The 14,055-nt window shown below is 40.0% G+C and carries 13 protein-coding genes and 1 other annotated feature; of the genes, 2 read left to right on the top strand and 11 right to left on the bottom strand.

Annotated features, from left to right (window positions below; all coding sequences use genetic code 11):
• Nucleotide 1 precedes the first annotated feature (1 nt).
• The 6 genes from O3607_RS06430 to O3607_RS06405 form a co-directional block, all read right to left on the bottom strand.
• Complete coding sequence (locus O3607_RS06430; RefSeq protein WP_129823523.1) at nt 2-931, bottom strand: DUF979 domain-containing protein; 930 nt, start codon at nt 929-931, stop codon at nt 2-4.
• Nucleotide 932: 1 nt separating this feature from the next.
• Nucleotides 933-1,682, bottom strand: a complete 750-nt coding sequence (locus tag O3607_RS06425) for a DUF969 domain-containing protein (protein ID WP_038149042.1) — start codon at nt 1,680-1,682, stop codon at nt 933-935.
• Between the two features lie 210 nt (nt 1,683-1,892).
• Nucleotides 1,893-2,378 (bottom strand): GNAT family N-acetyltransferase, encoded by a 486-nt coding sequence (locus O3607_RS06420; RefSeq protein ID WP_195186333.1) that lies wholly within the window; start codon nt 2,376-2,378, stop codon nt 1,893-1,895.
• Between the two features lie 346 nt (nt 2,379-2,724).
• Complete coding sequence (locus tag O3607_RS06415) at nt 2,725-4,692, bottom strand: S-layer homology domain-containing protein (protein WP_371443577.1); 1,968 nt, start codon at nt 4,690-4,692, stop codon at nt 2,725-2,727.
• Between the two features lie 684 nt (nt 4,693-5,376).
• Nucleotides 5,377-6,564 (bottom strand): MBL fold metallo-hydrolase, encoded by a 1,188-nt coding sequence (locus tag O3607_RS06410; protein ID WP_016476159.1) that lies wholly within the window; start codon nt 6,562-6,564, stop codon nt 5,377-5,379.
• A 322-nt stretch (nt 6,565-6,886) separates the two neighbouring features.
• Nucleotides 6,887-7,426 (bottom strand): hypothetical protein, encoded by a 540-nt coding sequence (locus O3607_RS06405; RefSeq protein WP_119206645.1) that lies wholly within the window; start codon nt 7,424-7,426, stop codon nt 6,887-6,889.
• Here O3607_RS06405 and O3607_RS06400 point away from each other — a divergent pair.
• Nucleotides 7,413-7,550 carry a hypothetical protein gene (locus O3607_RS06400; protein WP_316690111.1) on the top strand — a complete coding sequence of 46 codons (138 nt, stop codon included), beginning with the start codon at nt 7,413-7,415 and terminating at the stop codon, nt 7,548-7,550. The two genes, O3607_RS06405 and O3607_RS06400, sit on opposite strands and share 14 nt — an antisense overlap.
• A gap of 27 nt (nt 7,551-7,577) precedes the next feature.
• Here O3607_RS06400 and O3607_RS06395 read toward each other — a convergent pair whose 3' ends face one another.
• From O3607_RS06395 to O3607_RS06375, 5 genes are all read right to left on the bottom strand, one after another.
• The gene (locus O3607_RS06395) at nt 7,578-7,907 is read right to left on the bottom strand and encodes a multidrug efflux SMR transporter (RefSeq protein WP_060924999.1); all 330 of its coding nucleotides are present in this window, start codon (nt 7,905-7,907) and stop codon (nt 7,578-7,580) included.
• 73 nt (nt 7,908-7,980) lie between these two features.
• Entirely contained in the window at nt 7,981-9,051 is a 1,071-nt protein-coding gene (gene leuB, locus O3607_RS06390) for a 3-isopropylmalate dehydrogenase (RefSeq protein WP_287542782.1), read from the bottom strand.
• Nucleotides 9,052-9,255: 204 nt separating this feature from the next.
• On the bottom strand, nt 9,256-9,747 hold the full coding sequence (locus O3607_RS06385) for a 3-isopropylmalate dehydratase small subunit (RefSeq protein WP_009351898.1): 492 nt from the start codon (nt 9,745-9,747) through the stop codon (nt 9,256-9,258).
• Nucleotide 9,748: 1 nt separating this feature from the next.
• Complete coding sequence (gene leuC, locus O3607_RS06380; protein WP_005387441.1) at nt 9,749-11,008, bottom strand: 3-isopropylmalate dehydratase large subunit; 1,260 nt, start codon at nt 11,006-11,008, stop codon at nt 9,749-9,751.
• 1 nt (nt 11,009) lies between these two features.
• Entirely contained in the window at nt 11,010-12,548 is a 1,539-nt protein-coding gene (locus tag O3607_RS06375) for a 2-isopropylmalate synthase (protein ID WP_105089572.1), read from the bottom strand.
• Nucleotides 12,549-12,728: 180 nt separating this feature from the next.
• Nucleotides 12,729-12,932, bottom strand: a binding site (T-box leader).
• A 157-nt stretch (nt 12,933-13,089) separates the two neighbouring features.
• Between O3607_RS06375 and O3607_RS06370 the strand changes: the two genes are divergently transcribed.
• Entirely contained in the window at nt 13,090-13,605 is a 516-nt protein-coding gene (locus O3607_RS06370; protein ID WP_302209198.1) for a DUF308 domain-containing protein, read from the top strand.
• Nucleotides 13,606-14,055 lie beyond the last annotated feature (450 nt).

Raw genomic sequence — 14,055 nt, 5'->3', positions numbered from 1 at the left:
GTTAAATAAAGTAATACATCAATAAGATGTTTAATACGAGCATAATCAATGCAATTGGAAGTTGAGCTTTAATAACGCCGTATTGGTCGCGCATTTCAAGGAGCGCTACCGGTACGATGTTAAAGTTTGCCGCCATAGGTGTCATCAAAGTACCGCAATAGCCAGCAAGCATTGCGATAGCACCAATAGCAGCTGGGTTTGCACCATGAGCTACAACGAGCATTGGAACACCGATAGCACTTGTAATCATCGCAAAGGCTGCAAAGGCGTTACCCATGATCATTGTGAAGATGACCATACCGATGCAGTAAGCTACAACTACGAGGAATACATTATCGGCAGGCACCACACTAGCTACAGCACTGGAGATAATTTTACCAACGCCAGCCAAATTAAATAGATAGCCTAGGGCCGCTAATAATTGGGACAAAATAGCAGTCCAACCGATAGCATCGATGAGACGACGACCTTCATGGAACCCTTGGTTAAATGAACCCTTAGTGATGTAAAGAGCAGCACCCATAGCAATGATGGCTGCAATACCAAGGCCTACAAGAGCGCCTAATTTAGTAAAGAAGCCAATGATAAATGTGATGATACCAACAAGTAAAGCCGGTACGAAAATAACATTACCAATACGAACTGCTTCGCCTTTTTTGAATTCAATAGGAGATTCAAAGTAATGACCTTTGCCGAGTTGTTTTACCAAGACGATAGCAGCCATGGCGATAACGAGCCAGCCATTGATTTCCTTAGATAGATAAGAGCCAAAGATAAAGGACACGCTGTACAAGAGCCAGAATAAGCCTGTACCGATACGATATTTATGTTCTTTATCAAGGAATGATTGAATGGCAAAGATAAATAGAATAATCCCTACGAGAAGATATACATAATCTAAGGGCTGCATTTTATAGATAAGTTCTAACATATTATTCAGCCTCCTTCTTTAATTCTTCTGGTGTAACAAGGATATTAAATTCATTAGGTACTAATTTACCAGATTTCATATCCTCTTCGTCACGAGCTACAGAGGCTTGAATTGTTTTATCAAAGATAATAAAGCGAATGAAGTTAACGATATAGGCACAAACAGCAGTTGGCAATCCGTATAACACCATATCTGTTAACTCTACAGAATAACCTAATTGTTCCATAACGCCTTTGATAAGCAATAACCCACCAGCAGCAAGGAACAAGTTTTGACCGAAGAAATTGCCTGTATTATCTGCAGAAGCAGCTATACCACGCACCTTATCAAGAGTACGTTGAGATACTGGGCGACCTTGAGCTACTGCAGCTTCACTCATAGGTGCGATCAACGGACGTACCATGGCAACCATACCGGACATGTTAATACCAAAAGCTACAGTTACTTGGCGCACAAATAAATAAATCATAAAGATACGACCAGCCGTAGCAGCGTTAATCTTGCCGATCAAAATTTCTGCTCGTTCACGTAAGCCATGACGTTCCATAAGACCAATAACAGGTAAAATCAAAATAAATAATGACATATAACGATTTTTAACGAAAGCCTCCCCAATGGCACCAACGATATCGTTGATACTGAGACCACCTGCAAGGCCCGTTACAAAACCTGCGGCTACGACAACTAACAAGGCATTAAAGCGCAGCATCAGACCGATGACCATCACTAAAATACCAGATAAGACTAACATAGTCTCACATCCTTTCTACAAACCATCTATAAACTAGTTCTATAGTTCATAGATATAATATATATGTTTACATTATATACCCAAATATGTTTTTTTTGCATAAACAAATAAACCTTATACATTACTCTCATTTGATACAGTTATTATGTCACATTAAGTACACTCTATATCAAAATAGTTATGTATAAGGTTTGATTAGTTACTAGGCAACTATAATAAATCTTTTTTGAAAAGTATAGTAGTATGTTGTTTACCTCTAAAATGAACTTTATCATATGCTTTAAAGCCGAAAGATTCATACATTTTAGGCAACCACGGATGTTCTTGTGCTGTACCTAATGTAACAGCTGGCGTTTTAAATTGATCGATCAATAATTCTTCCGCATGACCAAGCGTTTCCCGAGCATAGCCTTTACCTTTGAACTCAGGTGCCGTTACAAAGTGAGCAATGTGGGGAAATTTATCCGGTGTAGAATATTTAATCCACGGCATACAGAACGTAATGGAACTAACAAGTTGCCCATCAATATACAATCCATATACAGGATAGGTTTCGATCCATGCCTTGGATTCTTCTTCAGTAAAATCGATAGCATCGAATGTAATTGGATAGTCTTTAATCGCTGCATAGCCGTCGATTAATACCTTATGATATTCTGCTGTATCCGCTACTGTTAATTGTCTAAATTCTTTCATTGTCATTCCCTCATATTTATGTTTTTATTCACTAGTTTTGCATATTTATTACTTATGACCGTTATTATACACTTATACGTATTAAGTTGCAATATATTTACATAAATATTGCATGAAGTTTTAATGCCTAAGAAGAAAATAGAGGATGATATATTGTAATATAGATATTTTTATAGCATCAATACTGCTCTACCATAAAAGTTATCCAATATACACGGAATGTATAAATATTAATATTTCAGAGGCAATATATTAATATCTATATAAATACAAAAAAACAGGATGTATCTCAAGGATACATCCTGTTTTTGAGCTTTCAAAAGCTCGAGGGGAAGTTATCAATATATTATTGATTAATACGGGAACCGTATACGTCGCGTTGAGTTTTAGGTTCGTTGTTAACGCGAACACGTTCTGTTTTATGACGATCGTTGTCAGCACCAGAAATACGATCAACACGGAAGTGGTTAAGACGGATATTTTGTAATTCAGGACCAAATTCGTTCATAGCACGTTTCATGTTGTCATCGATAGGAGCACCATTTTGAAGTGCACGGTACAACATAGTAGCGAATTCGTAACGAGTCATCTTAACGTCGCCTTTGAATGTGCCATCAGGGTAGCCAACAAGGATACCATTACCAGCCAATTGGCTAATGTATTGGTAAGCCCAGTGGTTACGAGGAACGTCTGGGAATTCAGCAGTTTTACTAGGATCAATTGCATGTGGAGTCAAGATTTGTAACAAGTTGTTATATTTGTTTTCCATATCTTGAAGACGTGCATTCAATTCAGCAATTTCACGGCCCATAGCTACGCGAGAGCGGGACTCAGGGGAACGTTTACCAAGACGAATGGATACGCCAGCATTCAATTGAGATTCGCCAGTACCTACAGTACCACCAACGGAGAACATTGTGTCTTCGTTAGGACGGTAGAAAGCGCCCAATGCAGCGGAGTTAGCATTGTGGTAGTGACCATAACCAGCAGCGATTGTCCATTTGTCATCTGGATTGAAGTCCAATGGATGTAAAGCAGCCAATGCAGCAGAACCTGCACCTACTTTATTAACGCGTTTTTCAACATTGCCAACTCGGTTGTTCAAGTTAGTAATATTATTGTTGATTTGACCTGGTGTGGAGTTGTTGATTTGAGTTTGTAAATCATTTGCTACGGAGTACAATTGGCTACCATTTACAGCATCTGTGGAATCAGCGGAAATTTTACCAGCTGCTACGTTGTGGATTTGGCGTTCTTGACCAGCTTTACCAACGGATACAGAGCCTACAGGGCTAGTACCTGCGAAGCCACCATATGTATGGCCAGCTACAGTTGCGCTAGTTACATTTGTTGCAGAACGAGTAGTGGAGTCAGCACCTAATGCAATGGAGTTTGCAGTGGATGCATTAGCTTTGTTACCGATTGCAATGCTGTAATCAGCAGTTGCAGCTGCATCAGAACCGAATACGTTAGTACGTACGCCTGTTGCTTGAGCTCCAGCACCGAATGCTTGTGCATGATCGCCAGTAGCTGTTGCAGAGGAACCAATAGCATTAGCATGGTTGCCATTAGCTGTAGCATCAGCACCGATAGCATTAGCTTTGTAACCAGTGGATTTTGCTTGGTGACCAAGAGCTAAAGAACGTACATCGGAAGCTGTTGCTCGAGTACCGATTGCAATGCCCCAAGTTTTGTCAGCTTGAGCTTCATGACCAATAGCAACGGATTCGCTCATTTTTGCTTGTGCTGCATTACCTACTGCCAATGCAGAGCTACCTAATGCAGTATTTTTAGAACCAATAGCTACGGAGTTGCTATTCCAAGAACCGTTTAACAATGTAGCAGAATCAGGTTCATTATCGAAAGTACGATCGCGGTAGTTTTTAGTTGTACCATCTACAGTATTGTTATAACCATAACCGATAGCATTTGTACCGTTAATTACGTTGCTATCACCGAAAGCTTGTGCAAATGCACCTGTTACAGTGTTACCATCGCCAAATGCGTTAGCTTGGTTACCATTAATGGAGTTTTGGTTACCGTATGCACTGCTAGAACCATTAGCGCTTGTAATTGTATTACCTTGACCTACAGCGATGCTAGTAGCTGTACCATTTGCAACAGTACCATAAGAAATACTATTATGTGTAGTATCTGGAGTTTGACCAGCTTGATCACCTACGGCTGCAAAAATAAAACCATCTGCTGTAGATACAGGTGTTGCTGCACTTACCGGAGCAACAGTAGCACCTACAGCTGCAGCAGCAGCCAATACAGCAAACGCTAATTTTTTGGAATGTTTGTTTTCTCTCATCTTACACCCTCACTAAATTAAAATTCTTAACCAAACACAATACAATTTTTCAACCTCTCTAAGTTCCGCCTCTCTCCTCGGGCTGATAAAATATACTTCTCACTTCTCACATAAGAAATATATTTGATTCAATTTAAGAAAAATTTATATTGTTGATTACCCGCATAGCATATCAAAGTTTTACGATATAAACAAGCCTTTTTCCCATATAAAGTTCATTAATAACTCTTCATAATTCCAAAAAATAGCATGATTACTGGCATTCTTTGTTGTATCAATATACTCATCATTTTTAATGATGAGTAAGAAAAATCACAGCTTTTTAAAGATTCTACAGAATATATTTTGTATAACTTATAAATAATTGCTATTTTAATAAGTTTTATGAATATTTCAAGTAGCCCACCAACCCTTATTCACATTAACTTCATGAACACTTTCTGAACTTCCAATGAGAGAATAATTAATCATTTTTCTGGATTTTATAATAATTTTATTTTTACTCTTAATAGTATTCTATATCTACTTAAATAACTTAATAAGTATACACATATCACCCAAAATATTCGCATAAGTTTACAAAACAAGGCTTAATCTATATATACAGCATCCATATTCTTTCCATAGCTATCATAAATACCAAAAAGCTCCTACGTTACATGAACGTTAGGAGCTTTTTATATATTAAGCCAACAAGGCTTTTACAAGTTCTTCTGCTTTACCAAAATCATCTGCATCTGGATTCCAGTTACATTTAATTTCAGGTTCTACCACAGAGAAACCATATTTAGTTAATTCTTCACGAAGTACCTTCGTAGATTCACCAGACCAACCGTAGGTACCAAATACGGCAGCCTTTTTATTTTTAAACTTCAATTCACGCAAAAAGTCGAGCCAACCAGCTACAGAAGAGATAACACTATTCCCTACTGTCGGAGAACCAACGGCGATCGCTTTTGATTTGAATACTTCTGTCATGATGTCGTTTTTATTTGTTTTACTGATGTTAAAGATCTTAACCCGTGTATCAGGAGATTGTTTAGCAATCTCATCAGCAATTTTATGGGCTAATTTCTTTGTACCATCCCACATAGTGTCATATACGACTGTAATTTGGTCTTCTTGGTATGCTTGAGACCACTCATAGTATTTCTCTACGATTTGCAATGGGTTTTCACGCCAAATTGCACCATGGCTAGTAGCGATAATATCAATTGGCAAGTTGAGCTTTTGAATTTCTTCAACCTTAGCTTTTACCAATGGAGAGAATGGATTCAAAATATTGGCGTAATATTTCATCGCCTCTGCCCATAGACGACATTGATCAGCCTTATCGGCCCACAATTCTTCTACCGCGAAATGTTGTCCGAACGCATCGTTAGAGAACAAAATATTGTCGCCAGTCATATAGGTTGCCATAGAGTCAGGCCAATGGAGCATGCGCATTTCTACGAATACCAAAGATTTACCGTTACCGATATCTACGGAATCACCTGTCTTCACAGTTTTAAAATTCCATTCTGGATGATGGTATTGACCAACCAAGGATTTAACAGCATTTTCTGTACAATAAATCGGCGTATTTGGAATTTTTTCCATCAAAGCTGGCAAGGAACCGCTATGATCAACTTCGCCGTGATTACATACGATAAAATCAATCTTGTTTAGATCAATTTCAGATTCCAAATTGTCTATAAACTCTGAGGAATGAGGTTTCCATACGGTATCGATGAGGACAGTTTTCTCCTCTTCAATCAAGTACGCGTTTTGGCTAGATCCATTATTAATGCTGTAATCAGAACCGTGAAACTCTTGTAATTCCCAGTCAATTTTACCAACCCAAGACACGTTATTTTTTATATGCTTTCTCATAATAACCTCCATAATTCTTGTGAAAGTCTTTCACAATTAACAATATGTATGGCCTATGTGGTATCTGTGTATATGTACCTATCTATATACCTATGCATATATCACAACTCGGTCATTAACTGTGGTTTTATTATACCCATATCACATTGATAAGTCTGTATCTGCAGGTACAGATTTGATAATTATTCTAAAAAACCACTCACAGATAATCAAATTCTATACATTAGCGTACAATAGATTTCCTATGAGTGGTTACGAGCATATGTAGTTTTAATAGCGGGTTGTTTATTATCTACCTTAAATAAGCTAGAATAACGTCCGATTATTTATTCTCAGGCTTAGATAATCCTGGGATAGCTTTATAGATATATAACGCAATATATCCATCAACTATACTATGAATGATGGTCCCGCCACCAACAAGGACAAATACGACGTAGATAAGATCGATATTTGGCATCGTAGTCGTAGTATAGAACAAGAGGCATGCTAATACTTCACCGATGGCGTGAACGATGGCACATACAAGGTTGAACGTAGCAAAGGATAGAGCCCCAGTCAATACGCCTGGATGATGTTTAATATAATAGGCCCCCATCAAGGCAAAGATGATATGAGATGCAGCGCGCATAACGATAACGATAGGGAAGCCAGCTACAAAGAAACCTAGCGTAGAGCCTATAACAACACAAGCAGCCATCTTACGAGACAAGAACATAGCCAGGAATATAGGCACGTGACTCGCTAGTGTATACGATGCCGGTGGAATGACAACTTTCAGAGGCATCATAATAGGAATCATGATGGCTAATGCCATCAATAACGCAGTAATGGTTAAATTTCGATACATGGAAGAATTCATAAAGGCCTCCTTTGAAATATATTGCTCAATAATTACATCTACATCTACATCTACATCTACATCTACATCTACATCTACATCTACATCTACATCTACATCTACATCTACATCTACAGTATTCTAATTTATGATATAGAAACTAGCTATAGTTTTAATTCCCTACACTGCCCCACAAGTTAAGGATGACAACACCAACTACAATAAGACCTATCCCCAAAATGGTGTACATATTATAGCCCTCACTAAAGATAAAAACAGAAATGAGAGCCGTCACCACGAGACCTACGCCAGACCAGGTAGCATAGGTAACACTGAGTGGAATATATTTCAGTACATGCGTCAATGTATAGAAAGATCCTACATAACCACATACGCAGGCAATAGTCTGTAACGGCCGCGTAAAGCCATCAGATGCTTTCAACATGGTCGTAGCAAATAGCTCAAGCCCTATAGATAAGGCAAGTAAAAAATAAGATAACATAACCCCTCCTACAAAAAAGAGAGGGCCTTACAACCCTCTCTTCAATTCATAAGTACGCACTCAATCGCACCTATTATAGGCGTTCAATAACAGCTTGCGCCATTTCTGTGGTACCTACGCGTTTCAAGCCTTCGCGGTAGATATCGCCTGTGCGGTAACCATCAACGAGCACTTGTTCAACAGCTTTTTCAATAGCGTCAGCCACTTGAGGCAAATCAAGGGAGTGACGGCACATCATAGCTGCGGACAAGATTGTACCCAATGGGTTCGCCAAGTTTTGGCCCATAATGTCTGGTGCAGAACCATGGATTGGTTCGTACAATGCCGTGCCAGTACCCATGGATGCAGATGGTAAAAGCCCGATAGAACCAGAGATAACAGCACCTTCGTCAGACAAGATATCGCCGAACAAGTTTGTTGTAACGATAACGTCGAACTGTGCAGGATTTACAACAAGTTGCATCGCTGTATTATCTACGTAGAAGTAATCTGTTGCAATATCTGGATTAGCTGAAGCTTTCTCTTGAGCGATTTTACGCCACAAACGAGAAGAAGCCAATACATTTGCTTTATCTACAGATACAACCTTTTTGTTACGTTTGCGAGCTGTTTCCATAGCAATATCCATGATGCGCTCTACTTCGTAACGGCTGTATGTTTCTTTATCCCAAGCAAACTCGTTAGCGCCTTCACCTTGTGCCTCTTCGCGTTCACCGAAATAAATACCGCCAGTCAACTCACGAACGATAACGAAATCTACATCTTGTACGAGTTCCTTTTTAAGTGGGGAATACTCTTGCAAAGATGGATAGATTTTTACAGGACGCAAGTTACAGAACAAACCAAGCTCCTTGCGAAGACCAAGGATTGCTTTTTCAGGACGGATAGTAGGATCCACATTATCCCATTTAGGACCGCCTACAGCACCAAGCAATACAGCATCAGCTGCTTTACAAGCCTCGATAGTATCCTCAGTCAAAGGCACACCATATGCATCAATAGACGCACCGCCCGCTTTTTTATCAATCCAATTAACCTTTACATTAGCTTTCTCAAAAGCCACATCACAAACAGCCTTCGCTGCAGCAATAATCTCAGTACCGATACCATCACCAGGAATCAATACGATATTCTTTTCGCTCATATTACCTCTCCATATAACAAATGCTCATAGATGAGCCACAAACTCATCAGCCTTTATTGCACTATTCAGGTCTATATAGCCTGTGCCGCGCCTTCACACTCCCGAGAGCCGAATGCTCGTCGAAAACGACTTTGGCCCTGCGAAGGCCGCAGGCCGAAGTCAGACCTGGCCAGTGGAGGCTTGAGACGAGTGTTCGGCTCGCCCTTACTTGCGGTTTTTCGCAAAGTTCACAAGACCACCAGCTGCCGCAATATCTTGAATGAATTGTGGCAATTCAGTCCCTTGGTATTGTTCGTTTTTAGTCAAGTTATACACGATACCTTTAGACAAGTCTACGCCGATTGCATCGCCAGCGTCGATACGATCGACTTGTTCACCGATTTCAACTACTGGTAAACCGATGTTGATAGCATTACGGAAGAAGATACGGGCAAAGGAGTGTGCTACGATAACAGGCACTCCTTTTGCTTTGATAACGCCTGGTGCGTGTTCACGGGAGGAACCACAGCCAAAGTTTTTACCTGCTACCATGATTTCGCCAGCTTTCACATTAGGTGCGAAAGTTGTATCAATATCTTCCATCGCATGTTCTGCCAATTCGTTCCAATCAGCAATTGCCAAGTAACGAGCTGGAATAATTACGTCTGTATCTACATCGTCGCCGTAGCGCCAGATTTTTTTGCTTTCAAAATCCATATTAAACCTCCTCAGGGCCTGCAATGCGGCCTAATACAGCACTTGCTGCCGCCACGTAAGGGCTCGCCAAATATACTTCAGAATCAACGTGACCCATACGACCACGGAAGTTACGGTTTGTAGTGGAAACTGTACGTTCCCCTTCAGCCATGATACCCATGTAACCGCCAAGGCAAGGACCACATGTTGGTGTGGACACAGCGCAGTCAGCTTGAATGAAGATGTCTAACAAACCATCTTTCATAGCTTGGTCGTATACATCTTGGGAACCAGGGATTACGATACAACGAACGAATGGAGCTACTTTGCGGCCTTTGAAGATCTCTGCAGCTGCCACCAAGTCTTCGTAACGGCCATTTGTACAAGAACCGATGATAACTTGGTCAATTTTAATATCTTTGTCGATTTCGTTGATGTAATGTGTGTTGGATGGCAAATGAGGGAATGCTACAACTGGTTGCAATTTGGACAAGTCAATTGTAATCGTTTGAGCATATACTGCATCAGCATCTGGAGCGATTGGCTCAACAGGACGGTTTACGCGGCCTTTGATGTATTCTTCAGTTACTGCATCGTAAGGGAATACGCCACATTTACCGCCAGCTTCGATAGCCATGTTACAAATTGTAAGACGATCTGCCATAGTCATGTGTTGTACGCCGTCGCCAGCGAATTCAAGAGCCATGTAACGAGCGCCGTCTACGCCGATTTGACCGATTAAATCAAGAATTACGTCTTTACCAGTTACCCATTTGTTAGGTTTGCCGATAAGCTCAACCTTAATTGTTTCAGGCACTTTGAACCAAGTTTTACCTTCTGCCATAGCTACGCCCGCATCAGTGGAGCCTACGCCTGTGGAGAATGCATTTACTGCACCATATGTACAAGTGTGGGAGTCAGCACCAATCATCATTTCCCCTGGACCGATAAGGCCTTTTTCTGGCAAAATAACGTGCTCAATACCCATTCTACCCACTTCAAAGTAGTTTGTAATGCCATGTTCACGTACGAAATCGCGCATTACTTTAGCTTGTGTAGCGGATTGAATATCTTTGTTTGGTGTGAAATGGTCAGGTACCAAGTAAATTTTATGACGGTCAAATACAGGTTTGCCGATTTTTAAGAACTCTTTACGCGCTGGTGGGAATGTGATGTCGTTCATCAATACCGCATCCAAATGACATTCGATGATTTGGCCTGGTTTTACAACATCAAGACCCGCATGGCGAGCCATATTCTTTTCAGTAATGGTCATACCCATATTATTTTTCCTCCTCTTGTTCTAGCTCCATAGCTAGGAATACTGAGTTTACTGCATTAATATATGCATTTACACTTGATTTAACGATATCGGTGCTGATACCACGACCATGGTATAAACGACCGTTGTATTCTACCTTAAGGGTTGCTTCCCCAAGGGCATCTTTACCTGCTGTAATAGCGCGGATTTGGTAGTCTTTTAAGCTGATTGGCAAGCCAACTACACGTTCAACTGCTTTAAGGGATGCGTCTACTGGACCGTCACCTACGGCAGCATCTGCTTTCTCACCTTCTGGAGTCATGAGACGAACGTCTGCGTAAGCATAGCCTTTTTCACCCAATTTGTAGTATTGAGCCACAAGCTCGAATGCTTTTTTATGATGTAAGTTGTCTACTACAAGAGCGATAATGTCATCATCGTATACTTGTTTTTTACGGTCAGCCAATTCTTTGAATTTAGCGAAGAGGTCGTTGATTTTCTCTTCTGTGAAAGATTGGAAACCAAGTTTTGCCAAATGATCAGCAAAGGCATGACGGCCAGAGTGTTTACCCAATACGAGGTCTGTTTTTTCAGCCCCTACGGACTCAGGAGTCATGATTTCATATGTTTCAGGATTGCTCATCATACCATGTTGGTGAATACCAGACTCATGAGCAAAGGCATTAGATCCAACGATTGGTTTATTTGGAGGAACTACAACACCTGTCAAACGACTTACTAGTTTAGAAACTTTCGTAAATTGTTTTGTATCAATGTTCACTTGAAGGTCGCCGAAGTAATCATGGCGTGTTTTAAGAGCCATTACAACTTCTTCAATCGCTACGTTACCAGCCCGTTCGCCTAGGCCATTAATTGTGCCTTCTACTTGGCGTGCACCTGCTTTAATAGCAGCTAACGTATTTGCATTAGCAAGACCTAAGTCATCATGGCAGTGAACGGAGATAATTGCATTTTCAATGCCTGGTGTATGTTCTTTAATATAGCGGATTTTATCACCGAACTCATTAGGGTTCATGTAACCTACTGTATCTGGTACATTAATAATTGTTGCACCACCAGCAATGGCAACACCAAATACTTGGCATGCGAAATCTAAATCAGAGCGTGCCGCATCTTCACCAGAAAACTCGATTTCATCAACCTTACCTTTTGCATATGCCAATACGGATTTAACCTTATCCAATACCTCTTGGCGAGTCATTTTTAATTTATATTCCATATGAAGTTCAGAGATAGCAATGAATACATGCAAACGGCTACGTTCCGCATCTTTCAATGCATCAATCGCTTTTTGTACGTCCTTTTCATTAGCACGTGCCAACGCACAAATTGTTGCGCCTTTCACTTCGCGTGCAATCGTTTGTACTGCTTCAAAATCCCCAGGGGATGCTGCTGGGAAACCAGCTTCGATTACGTCGATGCCGAGGCGTACTAGGCCTTTCGCAATTTCAATTTTTTCAGGAGTTTGTAAAGACACACCTGGTGTTTGTTCCCCATCACGAAGGGTTGTATCGAAGAAATATACGCGATTTTGATCCATAATCTTCACCTTTTCTATACTAATAAAACATAACACTGTATTATATCTATCCATTGTGAAAGTTTAGTAAAACCGCCGATTTCAACGCTATTTCGGCTGAAGCCAACGTAGATACATCAAATCAGTAATTTTACTAGACTTTTACAATAAAAAAAGCCCCTCAGAACAACTGTCGTTGCTCAAAGGGGCGTTATATTCATAACACGGTACCACCCTAATTGGGACTCGTTGCGGGTATAACGGAACCACCGTCGATGACTACTGCTGCATTCGCCACCAAAGCTCACGGGAGAGTGTCAGCGTACAACCTCTATTGCCTCGCACCAACCGGCAACTCTCTGAAAGCAGGATTTGTAAACCTTTATACCCATTCATAGCTCGTATTTAAGATATAAAGGTATTATACGGTATTCTATAGAACTGTGTCAACAGGATGGACATGTGAGTTTTGTGAAAACACAGTTTTATCGTTACAATTTGACATCCCCCATGATCTCACGTATAGTGTAAATAGGCAGTACCAATGATTGGAGGAATTATTATGAGTGGTTCAAGTAAATTCTTCTTTATTTTATCGGGTATTGTAAGCATTATCCTGGGGATATTCTTACTCTTAAATCCCGTTATTAATCTCATAGCTTTTGCCTGGCTTTTTTCTATTATCTTTTTCGTCAGTGCGGTCAGCTCTATTATAAATTATTTTACGTTATCGTCTGAATTACGTAGCGGCTGGTATCTTATCAGCGGCATTATCAATGCTCTATTCGGTATCTATTTAATATCCGGCGGATTTGCATTCCTACCATTAGTACTCCCAATCACAATCGGCATCTGGATGGTAATTGAAGCCATCTTTATTTTCATTAAATCAAGAAAGTCCGACAGCATGGTATCACTCATGGGACGTAATGCAAAATGGCTTGCACTAATTCTTTTACTATTAGGCCTATTACTTATATTCGAGCCGATCGCTTTTGGTGAAGCATTTATCTATTTCATCGCCTTCGGTTTCTTATTTGACGGAATTTATTCCATCGGTGAGGCTTTTAAAAAATAGAATATAACTAAATAATTACACTATAAGATTGACCATGTACTGCCAAATAGCTGTCATAAATTACGATGTCTATTTCGTATTTGTGGCAGCTATTTTATTTGTTTTGGCTAGCCGTCATGCTAAATGTATTCGCCTACTACATTTGCAAGTGGTTAGACGCTTTTCTAGCTCTTTTATTTAGCAACTAGCCCAACGCTCTAACATTAGCGTAATAATGGGGTTATAGGACAAAAATTAGTACAACCCTGTAGTAATTTAAAATCCCCTTGATCAGTACCAAGATACTCATCAAAGGGATTATATTAATTATGAAAAAGACAAATAGCCCTTCGTTATCCTAGGATCGCTATTAAATTCAAGTCACATCTTAGGCTTTAAATATAACACCATTATGCTCTAGTTGTTCCACTGTTTTTTTACCAATGCCCGGTAGCATCAATACTTCTTGTT

The sequence above is a fragment of the Veillonella sp. 20925_1_51 genome (genome assembly GCF_041431445.1).
GTDB classification, from domain to species: domain Bacteria; phylum Bacillota; class Negativicutes; order Veillonellales; family Veillonellaceae; genus Veillonella; species Veillonella nakazawae.
The sequence above is the reverse complement of the archived record's forward strand: the minus strand, read 5'-3'. Positions and strand labels throughout refer to the sequence as shown.

Bases quoted from the DNA above. Each gene is read 5' to 3' on its own strand.
- O3607_RS06400 (WP_316690111.1), top strand. From the start codon at position 7,413: ATGGAAGAATTCATAAAGGCCTCCTTTGAAATATATTGCTCAATAATT.
- O3607_RS06430 (WP_129823523.1), bottom strand. From the start codon at position 931: ATGTTAGAACTTATCTATAAAATGCAGCCCTTAGATTATGTATATCTT.
- leuB (WP_287542782.1), bottom strand. From the start codon at position 9,051: ATGAGCGAAAAGAATATCGTATTGATTCCTGGTGATGGTATCGGTACT.
- O3607_RS06425 (WP_038149042.1), bottom strand. From the start codon at position 1,682: ATGTTAGTCTTATCTGGTATTTTAGTGATGGTCATCGGTCTGATGCTG.
- O3607_RS06370 (WP_302209198.1), top strand. From the start codon at position 13,090: ATGAGTGGTTCAAGTAAATTCTTCTTTATTTTATCGGGTATTGTAAGC.
- leuC (WP_005387441.1), bottom strand. From the start codon at position 11,008: ATGGGTATGACCATTACTGAAAAGAATATGGCTCGCCATGCGGGTCTT.
- O3607_RS06395 (WP_060924999.1), bottom strand. From the start codon at position 7,907: ATGTTATCTTATTTTTTACTTGCCTTATCTATAGGGCTTGAGCTATTT.
- O3607_RS06375 (WP_105089572.1), bottom strand. From the start codon at position 12,548: ATGGATCAAAATCGCGTATATTTCTTCGATACAACCCTTCGTGATGGG.
- O3607_RS06410 (WP_016476159.1), bottom strand. From the start codon at position 6,564: ATGAGAAAGCATATAAAAAATAACGTGTCTTGGGTTGGTAAAATTGAC.
- O3607_RS06385 (WP_009351898.1), bottom strand. From the start codon at position 9,747: ATGGATTTTGAAAGCAAAAAAATCTGGCGCTACGGCGACGATGTAGAT.
- O3607_RS06415 (WP_371443577.1), bottom strand. From the start codon at position 4,692: ATGAGAGAAAACAAACATTCCAAAAAATTAGCGTTTGCTGTATTGGCT.
- O3607_RS06420 (WP_195186333.1), bottom strand. From the start codon at position 2,378: ATGAAAGAATTTAGACAATTAACAGTAGCGGATACAGCAGAATATCAT.
- O3607_RS06405 (WP_119206645.1), bottom strand. From the start codon at position 7,426: ATGAATTCTTCCATGTATCGAAATTTAACCATTACTGCGTTATTGATG.